We start from the raw sequence: 17,296 nt of genomic DNA on the forward strand, positions 1-17,296 counted from the left end.
TGTGCCTCTCGCCGGCGCGCCCCCCCCCCCGCCCGGGGGGGCGGGCCCCCCCCCCGGCGGGGGGGGGCGGGGTGGGGGGGGCCGCCCCGCCCCCCGGGTGGCTCGGTGTCAGGCGGTGGTGACGCGCACCGTGTAGGCGCCGCGACTGCCGTACGTGGAGTAGCCGGTGTTGAGCGGATCGCCGTACCCGGTGTTCACGACCTTCAGGTAGTAGCGGCCGGCCGCGACCTGGCGGCTGATGCTCGCGCTCAACCCGGTCGCCGTCGCGGCGCTGGACTGCCCGGCCGCCGGGTTGGCCGTGGCGACGACGGCCCCGGAGGAGTTCAGCAACTGGAGCTTGATGTCCAGGTCGGCTCCCGTCGCCGCCGCGTTCGCCGCGAACTTGAACGTGCCGGCCTTCAGATCGATACGGAACACGTCGACGTCGGCGTCGCTCGCGTAGATGCCCTTCACGCTCGTGCCCAGCGTGAGCGCGGTCGCCGTACCGGTGCCGTTGCCGTGGTCGTCGGCCCGCAGCGCCAGCCCGTTCTGGCCGATCACCGCGATGTCGTCTTCCTTGTTGTTGGCACCCGAGTACTCGCCCTTGCTCCACTGGCTGATCGCCTTGGAGTAGCCGACGCCCATGATCGGCGCCCAGGCTCCGTGTCCGGCGTAGTACCCGACCGACGCCGTACCGTCGTGGCTGAGGCCGACGTTGTGGCCGGCCTCATGTGACGCGGCCTCGGCGAGGTTCTTCGCGCCGGTACCCACGCCCTTCGTGAAGACGAGCGCCGGCTGGTAGTACGAGTGCTTGCTGGTGTTGTCGTAGACGCCGACGTACGCGACCCCGCCGCATCCACAGCCCGACTGGTACCAGGTGCCCGGGTCGATCACCACGCGCGTCCCGTACTGCTGGTCGGTCGAGCCGCTCCGGTCGATCGCCGCGGCCGCCGGCTCCTGCGTGGTCACGTCCACGTCGAACGGCGCATAGTCCTCGGCCACCCGCGCCCAGACATCGTGTACGACGTCCTGCTCGGCCGTGCTCCAGTTACTGGTGTTCCCGTCGGTGTCGTACGCCGCGACCTTGACCGTGGCCGGCTTGCCGTTGGTGTTCCACGCCGTACCGGTGATCGTGTGGCCGGTGAAGTCGAGGTAGATGACCCGGTTGGAGCCGGGCTTGCTGTGCAGCTCGAAGGCGGGCCCGGTCGCGGCGGCGAGGGATTGCGTCGCCCAGCGCGGGGACGCCACGGCGGCGGACTTCAGCTCGCTGCCGGTGGCGACCGGCTCGCGGTAGAAGAGCTTGCCGGCCCGGTCCAGCCAGGCGGTCCGGTCGGTGGCCAGAATCTGGCGCAGGTTGTCGGCGGACAGCCGGTTCTGGTCGGCGACCTCGGCGATCCGGGACTGGACCCGGCCGAGCGCGGCCTGGCCCTGCAACTCCTGGCCGAGCAACTGGTCGATCGGAAGCGGAGCGGGCTGCTGGGCGTCGGCCTGGTTGCCGACGACCACGGCCAGCGCTCCGAGAGCGGCGACACCGGCGGCGGCGAGCGCGCCGATCCGGCGGGGGCGGGTGCGCATTTTTGGGGTCCTCCTCAGGGACTCCGGGAACTGACCTCACATCTCGTGCGTGGGCACGCACCCTCGGTAGCCTGCCGGAAAGTCCCTGCCGCTGTATAGATTCGTCTCGGGATTTAACGCCGACTTGGGAGGGGCTCCCGATGCGCTTCATGATGATCTTCAAGGCCAATGACGTCTCCGAATCCGGCGGGCTCCCGTCCGAGGAGAGCCTGACCGCGATGGGTCTGGTGATGGCCGAGATGGCGGAGAAGGGTGTTCTGCTCGCGGGCGACGGGCTGCTGCCGAGTTCGCACGGTTTCCGGATCCAGCTGGACGAGGGCAAGCGCCGGGTGGTCGACGGCCCGTTCACCGAGACCAAGGAGCTGATCGCCGGGTTCTGCCTGATCGAGGTGGCGTCCCGCGCGGAGGCGATGGAGTGGGGATGGCGCTGCATCGCGGCGGACGCGCTCGGCGCCGGCGACCGCGACTCGTCCGGGCTGCTGGAGATCCGGCCGGTGCCCACCGCCGACTACTTCGGTGACAACTACACCGCCGAGGCGCGCGACCGCAACGAGGACACGTTCCGGAGGGCCGCCGAGAACCTGGAGCAGTCTCAGAAGAGCAGCACCTGACGGATCGACGTACCGGCGGCGAGGTCGTCGAAGGCCCGGTTCAGGTCGTCGAGGCCGACCGTCGCGGTCAACAGGCGGTCGACCGGGAGCCGACCGGCCTGGTAGAGGGCGACGTACCGCGGGATGTCGCGGGACGGCACCGCCGAGCCGAGGTACGAGCCCTTCACGGTGCGCTCCTCCGCGACCAGGCTGACCGCGGGGATGCTGAACTCCTGCGACGGATGCGGCAGCCCGACCGTGACGGTGGTGCCGCCGCGGCGCGTCGCGGCGTACGCCTGCTCGAGCACCTTCGCGCTCCCGACGGTCTCGAAGGCATAGTCCGCCCCGCCCGCGGTCGCGTCCCGAATCTGCTCCACCGCGTCGGCGTCCCGAGCGTCGACGACGACAATCGCACCCAACTCGCGGGCCAGTGCGAGCTTCGACGGTACGACGTCCACCGCGACGATCGGATGCGCTCCGACGAGAACAGCGCCGAGCAACGCCGACAGCCCGACACCACCGAGGCCGAAGACCACCGCACTACGCCCGGCCCGGACCTGCGCCGTGTTCACCACGGCGCCGACGCCTGTCATCACGGCGCATCCGAAGAGCGCAGCGATCTCCGGTGGCAACGACGGATCGATCCTCACGGCCGACTGCGCTGAGACGACGGCGTGATCCGCAAACCCGGACACCCCGAGGTGATGGTGGACAACACCGGAAGCGCCTCCCGCGCGGAGGCGGCCGGCGCCCGACAGCAACGTCCCGGACGCGTTCGCGGCAGCGCCGGGCTCGCACAACGCCGCCCGCCCCTCGGCGCACGGCGCACACCCGCCGCAGGCCGGGACGAAAGCGCACGCGATCACGTCCCCCGGCGCGAACCCGGGCGCGGCCGACTCCACGACCTCGCCCGTCGCCTCGTGACCGAGCAGCATCGGCATCACTCGCGGCCGCGACCCGTCGATCACCGACAGGTCCGAATGACACAGTCCCGCCGCCCGGATCCGGACCAGCAACTCCCCCGGCCCCGGCGGCGCCAGCTCCACCTCTTCGACCCGCAGCGGCCGCGAGTCGGCGTACGGCGCCGGCAGGCCCATCTCCCGGAGTACGGCGCCGCGCACGATCATCCCGTGATCCCTTCGAGTGCCTCGCGGATCCGGTCCGGGACCGGCACCGGGCGGCGATCGTGCCGCCCGACGAAGACGTGCACGAACCGGCCGCTCGCGGCGGGCTCGTCGGAGCCCTCGCGGAACAGGCCGATCTCGTACCGCACGCTGGAGTTACCCAGCTGACCGCAGCGCAGGCCGGCGTCGACGACGCCGGGGAACTCGAGCGGCTGCTTGAACGTGCACTGCGAGTCGACGCACAACCCGATCACCTCGCCCCGGTGGATGTCGAGCCCACCGAGGCGGATCAGGAAGTCGTTGATGACCGTGTCGAAGAAGCTGTAGTACTCGACGTTGTTGACATGCCCGTAGACGTCGTTGTCCTTCCACCGCAACGTGATCGGCAGGTGGTGCGGATACGCGCTCCGGTCCATCCCGACAAACTACGGCTTGCGGCCGACACCGACCCAGAGGCTGCACATGATGTCGGTGAACTCACCCTTGTCGACCAGCTGCTGGGTCTCGTCGTCGGGGTACCAGCGGAACGGCGACACGACGCCCGGCTCGACCAGCTCGGTGCCGTCGAAGAAGCGGGTGACCTCTTCCTTGCTGCGCACCTGCGCGTCGCCACCGTCGGCCTTGTAGACGACCATCGCCCGCTCCCACAGCTCCGGCGCGAAGTCCGGCGTACAGTGCGAGAAGATCAGCAGCGAGCCTGGCGCGAGCGGCTCGACGAGCTGACGGACCAGGTCGTAGGGCTCCAGGGCGTCCGGCAGGTAGTGGAAGACGCCGACGATGCTGAGCGCGACCGGCTTGCTGAAGTCGATGAGCTGCTTGACCTCCTCGGAGCCGAGGATCGCCTGCGGGTCGGTGACGTCGGCCTCGAGGTAGGCGGTCTTGCCCTCGGGCTTGCTGACCAGGAGCGCGCGTGAGTGCGCGAGCACGATCGGGTCGTTGTCGGCGTACACCACGTGCGCCGCCGGAGTGATCTCCTGGACGACCTCGTGCAGGTTCGGGCTGGTGGGGATGCCGGTACCGACGTCGAGGAACTGGGTGATGCCCTGCTCGGCCGCGTACTTCGCGGCGCGGTGCATCCACATCCGGTTCGACAGGGCGGCGGTGCGGAAGCCCGGGAACGCCTGCAGCAGGTGCTCGGCCGCCTGCCGGTCCATCGCGAAGTTGTCCTTGCCGCCCAGGAAGTAGTCGTACACCCGGGCGCCGTGCGGGCGATCCAGCTTCAGCTGCTCGTACATCCGCGGGTCGACGTCGGCATCCTGCGATTCAGCCATGAATATCCCATCCGCGCTGCGGCTCAGAACTGAACAGTCATCGTAACCGGTGTGCAACGCACGGTGACACCGGCAGTTCGACACTACCGCTCCACGGAGCCACTGCCCTCAGCTCCGGCGCGTCTTCCGATGGCCTTTACAGAGGCTTGAATTCAGCACGCTTTTCGTACTGATTCCCGGGGCGACCAGACCCAGGCCGTGGTGGACTGTCTGCTAAACGCGAGGGGGCGACATGGGTGACGTGATCCAGGGGCGGCAGACAGCGGCGTACGACGGTGAGGTGGTCGTGTTCCTGATCGGGATGCGGGTCAACTCGGTGTTCAAGCCGCGCGAGTGGATGCCGGTACTGCGGGCGATGGGCCCGATGCTGCGGGAACTGATGAAGGACAAGGACAGCGGACTGCTCGGGTTCCGGACACTGCCGACGTGGCGTGGTGTCACGTTGATCCAGTACTGGGAGTCGGTGGAGAAACTGCAGGCGTTCGCGAACGACAACGGGCGGACGCACCGGCCGGCGTGGGTCGAGTACTTCCGCAACTCCTTCAAGGGCGGCGCGGTCGGGATCTGGCACGAGACGTACGTCGTTCCCGCCGGCCACACCGAGACGATCTACGGCAACATGCCACTCCTCGGCCTCGGCAGGGCGCGCGGTGTCGAGCCGGTCGGCCAACGCGGCGAGACCGCGGCGCAGCGCCTGCACCAAACGGACTAGTCACGCCTGCGGTTACAGTGCAGGCGTGCGGTTCATCCGGGACTTGTGGACGCTGCTGCAGCGGCGCGATTTCCGGCGGCTGTTCGCGGTACGGCTGACGTCGCAGTGTGGTGACGGGGTCTTCCAGGTCGCGCTGGCGTCGTACGTGCTGTTCTCACCGGAACGGGCGCCGGACGCGGCCGCGATCGCTGGTCTGTTCGCGGTCTCTCTGCTGCCGTACTCGATCCTCGGACCGTTCACCGGCGTACTGCTTGACCGCTGGTCCCGGCGCCAGATCCTGTTCGCCGCGAACCTGACCCGCGCCGCCCTGGTCATCGGGGTCGGCGCGCTGGTGGCGGTCGACAACGCGGGGGTGCCGTTCTACCTCGCCGTACTGCTCACTCTCGGCGTCAACCGGTTCCTGCTGTCCGGACTGTCCGCCGGGCTCCCCCACGTGGTCGAGCGCGACGAGCTGGTGATGGCCAACGCGGTCACGCCCACATCCGGTACGGCGCTCTTCCTCGTGGGCGGCGGGATCGGCGCAGGGGTGAAGCTGCTCGCCGACTCGGACCTGCTCGTCCTCGGCCTGACCGTCGTCATCTACACGGCCGCCGCGCTGCTCGCCCTCCGGCTGCGGCGTGACCAGCTCGGCCCGGACCTGAAGGGCGACGAGCCCGGCATTACCGAGGCGCTTCGGAGCATCGCGACCGGGCTGGTGGACGGCGCCCGGCATCTGCGCGAGCGCCGGCAGGCCGCGCTCGGTCTGGCCGCCATCGGCTCGCTGCGGTTCTTCTTCGGGCTGATGACGGTCTCGATGATCCTGCTGTACCGCAACTACTTCTACGGGCCCGGTCAGCTGGATCAAGCGTTCGGTGCACTCGCGATCGCGACCGGTGCGGTCGGCGCCGGGCTGTTCGTCGCCGCGCTCGTCACGCCGTGGGGCACTCGGGTGATGCAGCTGCGCCAGTGGATCACGGTGCTGTTCGTGGCCGCGGCGGTGGTGACCGCCGTACCGATCGGGCTGTACACCCAGCCCGCGCTGGTGATCGGTGGGTTCCTGGTCGGGTTCTGTGCGCAGGGCGTCAAGATCAGCGTCGACACCCTCGTGCAGACGGGTGTCGACGACGTGTACCGCGGCCGGGTGTTCGCGCTCTACGACATGATCTACAACGTCGGGCAGGTCTCCGCGGCTGCGATCGGCGCGGCGATCCTGCCCGACAACGGGAAGTCCTACCCGGCACTGGCGTTCATCGTGCTCGGTTTCGCAACCACCGCCCTGGTGTACGGGCGGCTCAGTTCACGTGCCGCGCAGCGCGGTGATGGGCTGGATGGCGGAGGCCTTCCAGGCGGGGTACGTGCCGGCGACCAGACCGATGAACGCACCCAGCAGGGGTGAACCGAACGCGAGGCGGTTGTCGAGGATCGGCGTCCAGTCCCGGATCCACGACACCCCGACGGTGAGCAGGACGCCGACCGCCGTACCGAGAAGTCCGCCGAGGAATCCGACGATCACGCTCTCCACCAGGAACTGGACGGCGATGTGTCTTCGGGCCGCGCCGAGTGCGCGGCGCAGGCCGATCTCCGAGATGCGTTCCAGCACGGACAGCAGCGTGACGTTGGCGATGCCGAGACCGCCGACCAGGAGCGCGACGGCGCCGAGCAGCAGGAACAGCGCGTTCAGGTCGGACTCGACACCCTTGCGTACGGCGCCCTGCTTCGGTGGCGCGTCGACGCGCAGCGTGCTCGGGTTGTTCGGCTGAATCGCGATCGGGGCCTGCTGGGCGATCAACTGCGCGGCGCCGACCGCGGTCCGGACCTCGAGCGCGTCCGGCGACTCGAGGTCGTACGCCTGACGCGCCGTACCGTTCGGCATGATCACCGCGTCGTTGAGTTCGGCGCGACCGCTGACCGAGTCGAGGATGCCGATCACCGTGTACGGCTCGTCGCCGATGAACACGGCCGGCTGCGAGTCGACCCGGTTGATCCCGAGGCGCTCGGCCGCATGCTTGCCGAGGACAACCACTTTGTCGGCGCGCTGGTCGTGACCGTCGTCGAAGAACCGCCCGGTCTTCAGCTGCGCGCGGACGGCGTCCCACAGTCCGGCTGAACCCGCCATCACCTGAAGCGCCTTTCCTGCACCGCTGTCCAGGCCCGTCACGTTCTGGACCAGGTCGTCGCCCACCTCCAGGTTGCTGACCGTGCCGACTGCCTCCACGCCGTTCAGGCGCTTGATCCGGTCCGGCGCATCCCACGGCAACTGCGTGGCCGCTTCTCCTTCCTGCCCGCCCTTGTCGTCCGGCTGCACGACCACCCGGGTCGCCGCTGCCAGGTCGAACCGCTGCGTGATCTGCCCGGCCGCGGTCTGCCCCAGCCCGACCGTCCCCACCAGCGCGGCAACGCCCAATACGGTGCCGAGCGTGGTGAGGATCAGTCGGGTGGGACGCGCGGCGACGCCCGCCAGCGCCTCGTCCAGCAAGTCCCGCACTGCGGGCCGGGATCTCCGGCGCAGCCCGGGGTGCGGGGACCGGCGGACGAGTCGGCGGCGCAGACCGCGCCGGGACGTGGACGGCCCGCCGGCGGGATCCGGGGGGCCTGCTTGGGTTACCACTGGAGAGTCCCGTCGACGATCCGGACCTGCCGCTGCGCCCGGCGGCTGACGTGAGCGTCGTGGGTGATGACGGCGAGCGTCATACCCTCGCCGTGCAGTTCGTCGAACACTTGCAGGATCGCCTCCGCGTTGGCACTGTCCAGGTTGCCGGTCGGCTCGTCGGCGAGCAGCAGACTCGGTTCGGCGACCAGCGCCCGCGCGATCGCGACCCGCTGCCGTTCACCGCCCGAGAGCGTGGTCGGCCCGAACTCCATCCGGTGCGCCAGCCCGACCCGCTCCAGTGCGACCCGTGCCCGCGCCATCCGCTCGCGCCGCGGAATCCCGACGTACACCATCGACAGTGCGACGTTCTCCAGGACGGTGCGGTGGTCGAGCAGGTGGAACGACTGGAAGACGAACCCGATCCGTTCCCCGCGCAGTACGGCGCGCCGCCGCTCGCGCAGGCTCATTGTGTCCACCCCGTCGAGCCGGTAGATCCCGTCGGTCGGGTTGTCGAGCAACCCGAGCAGATGCAGCAGCGTCGACTTCCCGGACCCGGACGGCCCCACGATCGACAGGTATTCCCCCTGCCCGATCGTCAGGTCGACCCCTTTGATCGCCCGTACTTCGGGCGGTCCCGGGAAGAACCGTCGGACGCCGATCATCTCGACCACCGGCGCGGGCAGCGCCACCGCGGTCGCGGTCATCGTCCGACCACCACTTGGTCGCCCTCGGACAGTTTCGCGTCGCCCTTCGGCGTGACCTGCGCGAACCCGTCGGCGGACAGCCCGACCGTGACCGGGACCAGCTCCACCTTCCCGTTCCGCAGTACCTCGACCCGCGACCCACCGTCCGACCCGGACGACACGGCAGCCACCGGTACGGCGAGGACCTTGCCGCTCGTGCTCTTCACCGGGATCGTCACGCGGACGTTCGCGTCCCGAAGCAGCGCCAACTGACTCGCGGTCAACGCGTTCGGTGCGACCACCACGTCGTACTGGTTCCCGTTCTTGGTGATCCGGAGGACCTTCGCGGCGATCGCCGTCCCGTCGAGGTCGAGTGACGCCACCAGGCCGGCCTTCAGTCGCTGCGCGGTCTCCGCGTCGACCTTCAGTACGACGACCAGGGACGCGCCGCTCGCCGACATCACCACGCCGTTGACGGTGCCGCCGCGCTCGACCTTCACGTCGTCGACACGGCGCGGCAGCGTCTTCACGTAGACGATCTCGGACACCGGAAGCGGGGTGCCGGCCTTGGTCTCGGCCTCGCCGCGCGCGTCCTGAGCTTCGGACAGGTTCTCCTTGGCGTCGTCCACCGCACCTTGCTGCACCGAGGTGTCCTTCGCCTTGGCGTCCTTGGCCGCCTTCAGCTGGGACTGCGCCTGCCGGAGCTGCTTCTTCGCCGCGTCGACCTGCTTCTTCGCGTGGTCGACGGCTTGTTTCAGCTGCGGGTCCGCTTCCGGAGCGTCGTACCCGGCCTTCTCGTAGAGCTGCTCGACCGCGGCCGAGGTGTTGAGGTCGTACTCGTCGTCGACGTCGCCCGGGTCGAACCCGAGCCGGTCAAGCGTCTGCTCCAGCTGCAGCACATCGGGCCCTTTGCTGCCCGGGGACAGCGTTCGGTACATCGGGAGTACGCCGGCCAGTCCGATCACCGGTCGACCGGTGATCTCCAGCAGCGCCTTGCCCTCGGTGATCGTCGACCCGACCGCCGGCACCTTCCCGGTCACGACCGGCGGTGTCGTCAACCCGCTGGTCTCGACGCGGATGTTCACCGCGCCGTCGAACGACGCGTCACCCCGCCCGACCACCTTGCTCGACAGCGCCTTCCTCGCCACCGGCACGGTGATCTGGGACGCCTTCGGTGCCGCGGTCTTCGCGGCCGCGTCCTCGGGCGAGGTGATCCGGCTGCCGGCGGCGACGCCGATCCCGAGCGAGACGGTCGCCACCGCGGACACCCCGACCAGCACCCGGCGACGGGACTTGGGCGAAGCGGTCACCGGTTCGCCATCTCGTCGCGGTACGCCTCGAGCTCGGCCTTGTGCTGGTCGACGAACTCCTTCTCGGCGTCGTACTGCACCTTCTTGTACGCCTCGTCGTACCCCGTGGCCTTGCACTTCTGATCGGCGGTGGCGAGGTCGATCTCGAACTTGCGCAGCTCGGACAGCTTCGCCGAGTCGACCTTGTCGAACGACGGCGGGCCGGTGACCGTCTTGCTCGGGCCACTGCCCTTCGCCGGCGGCTGGTTGCCGGTCAGCGCGTCCAGCTTCTGCTGCACCTGCTGGCGGGGGTCCTCGGGCTTTTTGAAGCCCGAGTGGCCGGCGTCGGCGAGACAGTCCGACCATGCACTGGTTGCGTCGACGACGCGCTGGTCGGAGTCGATCCGCTTCTGCAACGCCTGGATGTCCTTGAACAGGCTGTCGAACTTCTTGAAGGCCGCCTGCCGGTCCTCGCCCTTGCCGTAGACCTCCTCGACCGCCTTGCCGCGACAGCCGAGGTCCATCTGACCGCTTGAGCTCGGGCCGCTCCCCTGGACGACCACCGCGCCGTTGCCGGTCGCGTTCGGTCCGTTGAGCGCCTTGTCGTACGCCTTCTGCGCGGTCGGCGACAGCGCGTTGCGGATCTTGGTGTTCGGGTTCGAGTCGTCGTCACCGGCCTTGGACCAGTCGATCGTGCTGATGCCGTACCCGTACTGCTCGGCGAACTTGTCGGCCGGCAGGTTGAACGCGTCGCTGAACTTGCTCTTCGCGTTCTGCTCCGGCGGTACGGCGACGTACTCGAAGCCGGCCGTCTTCATACAGGCGGCGGTGGCGTCCTCGACCTTGCGCTGCTTGGCGAGCTCCTCGTCGCTCGGCTGCTGCGCGCCGCCGGCCCGCATCGCGACCCGGAACCCGGACCCGCCGGACGCACTGACGAAGCCGTCCCCCATGTACTCCGCGAGCGGGCTCTTGTCGCTCTTCTGGTCCCCGGACGCGACCGGCGCCTTGTCGTTGCCGCACCCGGCCAGCGTCAGGACGGCCAGTACGGCGAGAGTTGTTGCGGTTCGTGACGTCTTCATGGTGGTGGAGCGTGCCGTCGGCGCCGTGAAGAACCTGTGAAGGACCGGTTTGCACTTGATGCTCTCAGGCGATCTTCACAGGATTCTCATTCTCTTCAGGGACATTGAGGGCTATGCCAGCACGGATCCTCGTCGCCGAAGACGACCTGAAGCAGGCGGAGCTGATCCGGCGGTACCTCGAGCGGGAGGGGCACCTGACTGTCGTCGTGCACGACGGGCGGGCCGCGATCGACGAGGCCCGCCGGCGGAGCCCGGACCTGCTGGTTCTCGACGTGATGATGCCCAAGGTCGACGGTCTGGACGTCTGCCGGGTACTGCGGGCCGACCCGGACAACGGTCTCGAGGTCCCGATCATCATGCTGACCGCCCGCTCCACCGAGGAAGACCTGTTGCTCGGGCTCGATCTGGGCGCGGACGACTATCTGACCAAGCCGTACAACCCCCGCGAACTGGTCGCCCGGGTCCGGACGGTCCTGCGCCGGACCCGGATCCGCGCCGAGGGCGAGGTCTACCGGGTCGGCGAACTGGAGATCGACCCGGGCCGGCACGAGGTCCGGCTGGCCGGGACGCTGATCGAGCTGACCCCGGCCGAGTTCAAGATTCTCGCCTGCCTGGCCGCCTCTCCCGGCCGGGCGTTCTCGCGGCAACAATTGCTCGAGCACGCGTTCGGCTTCGACCACTACGTGTTCGACCGGACGATCGACGTCCATGTGATGAACCTGCGCAAGAAGATCGAGCCGTCACCAGGCGCACCGGCGTACCTCAAGACCGTGTACGGCGTGGGGTACAAGCTCGCGGACAAGGTGGTGGCGCGCAATGCGTCGTAGCGTGCTGGTCCGGTTCCTCGGACTGTCGCTCGCGGTCGCGCTCGGGGCCGTCATCGCGACCGCGGTGATCGCGACGTACAGCACCTCGGAGAAACTGCAGGGCGAGATCGACGCGAATACCGGCCAGCTGCAGGTCGACGGCGAGATCTACGGCGAGTTGTCGCGATACGCCTCGGACCATCCGACCTGGTCGGGAGTCGACAAACTGGTGCACGACCTGGCCGACAAGCTCGGACGCCGGGTCGCGGTGCGGACCGACGACGGTTCGGTGATCGCGGACTCGGCGCGGATGCTCGGCGCCGCACCCGACCTCCCGTCGGTGCCCGCGGCAACCATCGACGCGCGCAGCTCGGGCGTCTCGAAACTCGCCGGGTTGTCCGGCACGATGGCCGTGTACTCGGCGCGGAAGACCGTCGCGGCCGGTGCCGCGGGAGGGTTCGTCTCGACCGCCTCGGCGGCTCCGCCGTTCATCGCCTACCCCGGTTGGGGGATGACCGACAAGGAACAGAAGGAGCGCGAGGCCCTCGCCCAGCAAGCCGTGACCTGCTACGGAGCGAAGGGCAAGTCCGCGAGCCTCGCGCAGGCCGGCGGGAACGTCCCGCAGGTGATGATCGAGTCGACGCAGTCGCTGGCCGGCGTCCGCGTGCTGGAGAAGTCCGGCTCCGCCGCGAAGGACGACGCCTGCGTTCCGGCCGGTCTGTACGCCCCGAGCGCCAAGGCCAAGATCGTCAACGACGACGAGGTACGCCGGTCGACGGCCTGCCTGGACGCGGCGAACCTGAAGTACCAGATCAGCGACTACGAGGGCCTGAAGTCGGTCGAGCCCAAGACCAAGGACGACCTCACCGACACGTTCAACGACTGCACCACGCAGGCCCGCGTCCAGGCGTTGACGCCGTACGTCGCTCCGCCCGCGAAGCTGTACCTCGGGGCGAAGAGCACGTTCAACGTGTTCTCGGGTGAGGGCCTGCTGCGGACGGCGGCGACCGCACTCGGCGTACTGCTGATCGCCGCGCTGGTGATGCTCTTCGCCGGACGGCGGCTCGTGCGGCCGATCGTGGCGTTGACCGGTGCGGCGCAGCGGATGCGCAACGGGGACCATGCGGCGCGGGTACCGGTGAGTGGCAAGGACGAGGTCGCGCGGCTCGGGCACGCGTTCAACGACATGGCGGAAGCGATCCAGCGGCACGACTTCCAGCGGAAGGCGATGGTCAGCGACGTCGCGCATGAGCTGCGGACACCGCTCGCCAACATCAAGGGCTATCTGGTCGCGTCCGAGGACGGCGTCGTACCGCTGGACCACGAACTCGTCACGTCGCTTCTCGAGGAGACGGGTCTGCTCGAGCACCTGGTCGCCGACCTCCAGGACCTCGCGCTCGCGGACGCCGGCATGCTTCGCCTGCATCCCGCCCCGCGTGACCTGGCCGAGGTCGCGCAGCAGGTCGTCTCCGCTCATCGCCCTGCGGCCGAGGCCGCGGCGGTCACGCTCGCTGCCGACGTACCCGAACGGGCGCCTGCGTCCGTCGACAGCGCCCGGATTCGTCAGGCGCTCGGAAATCTCGTGTCGAACGCGATCCGGTACACGCCGCCTGGTGGGCAGGTTGTTGTCGGCGTACGGCGGGTGGACGACGGCTACAGACTGACGGTCACCGACAACGGCACGGGGATCGCGGAGGAGCACCTGCCGCATCTGTTCGATCGGTTCTACCGCGCCGAGCACTCACGCAACCGCAGTACCGGTGGCAGTGGTCTCGGCCTCGCGATCACGAAGCATCTGGCCGAGGCGCACGGCGGTCACATCAGCGTCACCAGCCGCCTGGGTTCCGGGTCGACGTTCACCTTGTGGATCCCTGCGGCTGCCACACTGACCCCGTGACGCAGCCACCGAACTCCTCTTACGGCCCACCGAACGGTGGCTGGCAGCAACAACCCCCGACCTACCCCCAGCCTGGCCCGCCGTCCTATGGCCCGGGCTACGGTCCTGGCGGTCCTGGCGGTCCTGGTTATCGTCCTCCGCGCCCACGTCGCACCCTGCTGTACGTCGTGATCGCGGTCATCGCCGTACTGCTACTGCTCGGCGCCGGTCTCGTCGTCGCCACCAGCCTGACCAGCAACGACGACGACCAGAGCGGCGGCCCCACCCAGCCTTCCACCGCCCCGAGCCGGCCGTCAGCGGAACCGACGTCTGCGCCGACCGGCGGTCCGACCACGCCGGGCACGACTGCCCCGCGGCTGACCGAAGCCACCGCGCTCGCCACCAGGTTCCTCGCGTACGTCAACGCGAGCGACCAGCAGCACGCGCTCGCTCTCGGCTGCGCGGACAGCCGACAGATCCTCGCCGGCCTACTGGTCTTCATGATCGATCCACCGACCAAGCTGACAGTCAGCGGCCAACCCGTCGCGATGCAGTCCTACTACCCGAAGATCTCGGTCCCGTTCTCCGGCACCACAAAGGGCCCCGTCCCGAGAACCGGTACCGTCGACATCATGGACCAGCCGTCGACCCCGCTCTGCGTGCGCCTCACGACGATGAACTGACCGGGTTCCCCGACGTGACTGCGCGGAAGGCCCGGCTCGCCGACGTCCACGAGATCGCGTCGGCGATGCCACACGTCACCAAGTGGGAACGCGACGACGGCACCGACCGCCCCGTCTACCAGGTCGGCGGCAAGTCCTTCGTCTTCTTCCGTACGCCGCGCCCGGACGCGACCGATCCGGACACCGGCGAGAAGTACGACGACGTGATCATGATCTGGGTCGAGTCCGAAGCCGAGAAACTAGCCCTGCTCGCCGCCGACCCCACCCCGTTCTTCACCACCCCGCACTTCGACGGCCACCCCTCAGTCCTGATCCGCGCGAGTCACTTGGGCGAAATCTCCCACCAAGAACTCACCGAAATCATCCAAGAAGCCTGGCTAACCCGAGCCAGCCCCCGCCGAGCCACCACCTGGCTAGAAGTCCACCGCCTGCAGTAAGCCGAACGAGCGGTCTACTTGCCGTTGGTGTAGAACTCGGCGAGGCGTTCGACGGCTTCTTGTTTGGTCATGGCTCGTACTTCGGGTTCGGGGATGTGGGCCTCGGCGATGAGGGTTCTGACCACTCCGGCGGGTATGGACTCGGTCCGGGCTTGGGGACCTTGGCGGTCCGGGAGCACCTTGTCGTCGACGCAGGCCCAGAACTCCCCTGCCGTGACAACGAGCTGGTCGCGGAGGATATGGGCCCAGATGGACGGGCCGTAGTCGGTGCGGTCGACCGGGTGGCTGATCCGGGTGTAGAGGATGCGGCCGTCGGTCAGCGCCAGTTCGTAGTTGACGTGGTGGGTGCCGCGCTTGCTGGTCGCGCGCAGTCGCTCGGCCCAGCCTTCGATGACGCAGAAGTTCTGGTGGTCCGTTCGGGTGGCCGGCGGGCGTCGTTCGATCACGTCGTACCTCAGGCCAGCAGCCAGGCGTGGAGCTGTTCGTCCGTGGCGAGCGCGACGATCTGCACCAGGCCCCAGTTCTCCGCGTGGTTCGGGGCGAGGCGTAGGTGGTCGGCCCACGCGTCGGCGTACTCGCGGAGTGCGTCGACCATTTCGTCGGCCGCCTCGTCGAGCGTCGCACCGTCCGCGGCGACCGGGAGGCCCGGGATGAAGATCGACCAGCCGTCGTTCTCCGCGACGACCTGTGCGCCGGAGGGACGAACGCTGGTCAGGAAGTGCACCAGCCGATCGGCGTCGACGGCCGCCACCCGCCGCGCGTCCCGCGTGACCGTCGCGGGCCGCCCGTCATCAGCAGCATCCAAGATGTCCTTGAAATGCTCCCGCGCCTCCCGAGCGCTGCCGTACTCGACCTGCGGACTCACGACGACCTCCACTCCCAACCGTGTACACAGCGTACACCGTGCACACGCCCCGCCCGCGCCGACGTTTTAGGAGGGGGCCAGGGCTCGGGCGGTTTCGAGGGGGTTGGTGGGGGTGGGGAGGGTGGCGATGATGGGGGTGTCGAGGCCGTTCTCGATGTAGCGGTTGATGTGGGCTCGGCATTGGTCGGGGGTGCCGTGGACGATCAGGTCGTCGATGAGGTCGACGGGTACGGCGGCCATCGCGGCGTTGCGGTCGCCGGCGGACCAGGCGTCGCGCAGTGGTTTCATCGCCTCGTCGCGGCCGAGCCAGTCGTGGAAGGCGGCGTAGCCGGGGACCGTGAGGTACGTCGCGATCAGGTAGCGGCCGATGTTGCGGGCCATGTCGGCGTCTTCGGTGACGCAGACGAAGATGCGGGCGGCGAGTTCCTTGTCGGGCCCGAGTTCGGCGCGGACCCGGCGGACGTCGTCCGCGGAGAGCCAGTTGGTGATCGCCCCGTCGGCCTCGCGGGCGGCGAGGCGGAGCATCTGTGGGCGGAGCGCCGCGAGCATGATCGCGGGCGGTACGTCGGGCGCCTTCTCCAGCCGGAACCGGTTGATGGTGAAACTGTCGAACTCCCCGTCGACCTTCTCCCCCGCGAACGCCTGCCGCAGGAACCGCAGGACGTCGCGGGTCCGCGCCAGCGGCGGGTCGTACGCGATCCCGTTCCACCCGGTCACGATCGTCTCGGACGACGCCCCGATCCCGAGCACGAACCGCCCGGGCGCGAGGTCCGCCAACGCCGCGGCACTCATCGCGAGCGCCGCCGGCCCCCGCGTGTGCACCGGTACGACGGCCGTCCCCAACCGCAACTGTGCGTCCCACTCGGACGCGAGCACCAGCGGCGTGAACGCGTCCGCACCCGCCACCTCCGCCGACCACAGATCGGTGTACCCGAGCGAGAACAGCTCAGAGATCAGATCCCGGTGCTCCCGCAGTGGTACGCCGGTCAGCGGGACCGTCAGCCCCCAGCGCAATCAGATCAGCTTCTTCAGCAGCGGCAGCGGCGCGAACCGCATCACCTGGGCCAGCGGAACCCACGGCCACGCCGGGACGTACGCCTTCGCCTTCTCCGCCTCGATCGCGGCCACCATCGCCCGTACCCCAGGCTCGGTGTCGACGATGAACGGTGTGTTCTTCACCCGCTCGTTCATCTCCGACCGGATGTAGCCGGGGTAGATCGTGCTGACCTTGATCGGTTTCCCGAGCAGCTCCAGTCTCAGCCCTTCACCGAGTGACGCGAGCCCGGCCTTCGTGGCGGCGTACGTCGTGACTGTCTTGGGGAACCCGCGCAGCCCGGAGACCGACGCGATCAGTACGAGGTGTCCGGCGTTCCGCGCCCGGAACAGCTCCATCGCCGCCTCGACCTGTGCGAGCGCGCCGACGAAGTTGGTCAGCGCGGTCTCCCGGTTCGCGTCGAACCGGCCGGTGCCGAGTGGTGCGCCCTTGCCGAGGCCGGCGTTCACGATGATCCGGTCCAGGGGCAGTTCGGCGTCGATCGCCCGGAACACCTCGAACACCTGGTCGTGATCGGTCACGTCCAGGCTGTGGATAACGATCTTGATCTGTGGATAACGCTCGGTCAGTTCGGCCTCGAGCGCCTTCAGCCGCTCGGTCCGGCGCGCGGTCAGCGCCAGGTCGTGGCCCTTCGCCGCGAACTGCCGGGCCATCTCCGCACCGAGGCCGGAGCTGGCTCCGGTGATCAGGATGTTCCGTCGCAT

At 69.1% G+C, this 17,296-nt stretch carries 19 protein-coding genes; 7 read left to right on the forward strand and 12 right to left on the reverse strand.

The window, feature by feature from the left end; all coding sequences use genetic code 11:
- Window positions 1–108: 108 nt before the first annotated feature.
- On the reverse strand, window positions 109–1,554 hold the full coding sequence (locus ACWGID_RS11245; RefSeq protein WP_452196295.1) for a zinc-dependent metalloprotease family protein: 1,446 nt from the start codon (window positions 1,552–1,554) through the stop codon (window positions 109–111).
- Between the two features lie 140 nt (window positions 1,555–1,694).
- On the opposite strand from ACWGID_RS11245, the gene ACWGID_RS11250 reads away from it, so the two are divergent.
- Window positions 1,695–2,165, forward strand: a complete 471-nt coding sequence (locus tag ACWGID_RS11250) for a YciI family protein (protein WP_452196296.1) — start codon at window positions 1,695–1,697, stop codon at window positions 2,163–2,165.
- On the opposite strand, the gene ACWGID_RS11255 is transcribed toward ACWGID_RS11250, so the two are convergent.
- The 3 genes from ACWGID_RS11255 to ACWGID_RS11265 are packed head-to-tail and all read right to left on the reverse strand — an operon-like array spanning window position 2,147 to window position 4,539.
- The gene (locus tag ACWGID_RS11255) at window positions 2,147–3,271 is read right to left on the reverse strand and encodes a zinc-dependent alcohol dehydrogenase family protein (protein ID WP_452196297.1); all 1,125 of its coding nucleotides are present in this window, start codon (window positions 3,269–3,271) and stop codon (window positions 2,147–2,149) included. The two genes, ACWGID_RS11250 and ACWGID_RS11255, sit on opposite strands and share 19 nt — an antisense overlap.
- Complete coding sequence (locus ACWGID_RS11260) at window positions 3,268–3,684, reverse strand: acyl-CoA thioesterase (RefSeq protein WP_452196298.1); 417 nt, start codon at window positions 3,682–3,684, stop codon at window positions 3,268–3,270. The genes ACWGID_RS11255 and ACWGID_RS11260 overlap by 4 nt, the downstream gene beginning before the upstream one ends.
- Before the next feature lie 9 nt (window positions 3,685–3,693).
- Window positions 3,694–4,539 carry an SAM-dependent methyltransferase gene (locus ACWGID_RS11265; RefSeq protein ID WP_452196299.1) on the reverse strand — a complete coding sequence of 282 codons (846 nt, stop codon included), beginning with the start codon at window positions 4,537–4,539 and terminating at the stop codon, window positions 3,694–3,696.
- 232 nt (window positions 4,540–4,771) lie between these two features.
- Here ACWGID_RS11265 and ACWGID_RS11270 point away from each other — a divergent pair, with 232 nt between their 5' ends.
- Window positions 4,772–5,251: a DUF4188 domain-containing protein gene (locus ACWGID_RS11270; RefSeq protein WP_452196300.1), complete on the forward strand. Its 480-nt coding sequence runs from the start codon at window positions 4,772–4,774 to the stop codon at window positions 5,249–5,251.
- A gap of 25 nt (window positions 5,252–5,276) precedes the next feature.
- A complete protein-coding gene (locus tag ACWGID_RS11275) occupies window positions 5,277–6,626 on the forward strand; it encodes an MFS transporter (protein ID WP_452196301.1) in 1,350 nt (449 codons plus the stop codon).
- On the opposite strand, the gene ACWGID_RS11280 is transcribed toward ACWGID_RS11275, so the two are convergent.
- From ACWGID_RS11280 to ACWGID_RS11295, 4 genes are all read right to left on the reverse strand, one after another.
- Entirely contained in the window at window positions 6,528–7,715 is a 1,188-nt protein-coding gene (locus ACWGID_RS11280) for an ABC transporter permease (RefSeq protein ID WP_452196302.1), read from the reverse strand. The genes ACWGID_RS11275 and ACWGID_RS11280 overlap by 99 nt on opposite strands.
- Window positions 7,716–7,831: 116 nt before the next feature.
- Window positions 7,832–8,524, reverse strand: a complete 693-nt coding sequence (locus ACWGID_RS11285) for an ABC transporter ATP-binding protein (RefSeq protein ID WP_452196303.1) — start codon at window positions 8,522–8,524, stop codon at window positions 7,832–7,834.
- Window positions 8,521–9,813 (reverse strand): peptidoglycan-binding protein, encoded by a 1,293-nt coding sequence (locus ACWGID_RS11290; protein WP_452196304.1) that lies wholly within the window; start codon window positions 9,811–9,813, stop codon window positions 8,521–8,523. The genes ACWGID_RS11285 and ACWGID_RS11290 overlap by 4 nt, the downstream gene beginning before the upstream one ends.
- Window positions 9,810–10,871, reverse strand: coding sequence for a hypothetical protein (locus ACWGID_RS11295; RefSeq protein WP_452196305.1), 1,062 nt, complete (start codon window positions 10,869–10,871; stop codon window positions 9,810–9,812). The genes ACWGID_RS11290 and ACWGID_RS11295 overlap by 4 nt, the downstream gene beginning before the upstream one ends.
- 113 nt (window positions 10,872–10,984) lie before the next feature.
- Between ACWGID_RS11295 and ACWGID_RS11300 the strand changes: the two genes are divergently transcribed.
- From ACWGID_RS11300 to ACWGID_RS11315, 4 genes are all read left to right on the forward strand, one after another.
- Window positions 10,985–11,698, forward strand: coding sequence for a response regulator transcription factor (locus ACWGID_RS11300; RefSeq protein ID WP_452196306.1), 714 nt, complete (start codon window positions 10,985–10,987; stop codon window positions 11,696–11,698).
- Entirely contained in the window at window positions 11,688–13,574 is a 1,887-nt protein-coding gene (locus ACWGID_RS11305) for a sensor histidine kinase (protein ID WP_452196307.1), read from the forward strand. The genes ACWGID_RS11300 and ACWGID_RS11305 overlap by 11 nt, the downstream gene beginning before the upstream one ends.
- 167 nt (window positions 13,575–13,741) lie before the next feature.
- The gene (locus tag ACWGID_RS11310) at window positions 13,742–14,236 is read left to right on the forward strand and encodes a hypothetical protein (protein WP_452196308.1); all 495 of its coding nucleotides are present in this window, start codon (window positions 13,742–13,744) and stop codon (window positions 14,234–14,236) included.
- A 14-nt stretch (window positions 14,237–14,250) separates the two neighbouring features.
- Window positions 14,251–14,673 (forward strand): MmcQ/YjbR family DNA-binding protein, encoded by a 423-nt coding sequence (locus ACWGID_RS11315; RefSeq protein ID WP_452196309.1) that lies wholly within the window; start codon window positions 14,251–14,253, stop codon window positions 14,671–14,673.
- Between the two features lie 14 nt (window positions 14,674–14,687).
- Here ACWGID_RS11315 and ACWGID_RS11320 read toward each other — a convergent pair whose 3' ends face one another.
- The 4 genes from ACWGID_RS11320 to ACWGID_RS11335 form a co-directional block, all read right to left on the reverse strand.
- Window positions 14,688–15,119, reverse strand: coding sequence for a hypothetical protein (locus ACWGID_RS11320; RefSeq protein ID WP_452196310.1), 432 nt, complete (start codon window positions 15,117–15,119; stop codon window positions 14,688–14,690).
- 8 nt (window positions 15,120–15,127) lie between these two features.
- Window positions 15,128–15,538, reverse strand: a complete 411-nt coding sequence (locus ACWGID_RS11325; protein ID WP_452196311.1) for a type II toxin-antitoxin system prevent-host-death family antitoxin — start codon at window positions 15,536–15,538, stop codon at window positions 15,128–15,130.
- A 66-nt stretch (window positions 15,539–15,604) separates the two neighbouring features.
- On the reverse strand, window positions 15,605–16,552 hold the full coding sequence (locus ACWGID_RS11330; protein WP_452196312.1) for an LLM class F420-dependent oxidoreductase: 948 nt from the start codon (window positions 16,550–16,552) through the stop codon (window positions 15,605–15,607).
- Entirely contained in the window at window positions 16,553–17,296 is a 744-nt protein-coding gene (locus ACWGID_RS11335; protein WP_452196313.1) for an SDR family oxidoreductase, read from the reverse strand. It lies immediately after the preceding gene.

This window comes from Kribbella sp. NPDC054772, assembly GCF_053611945.1.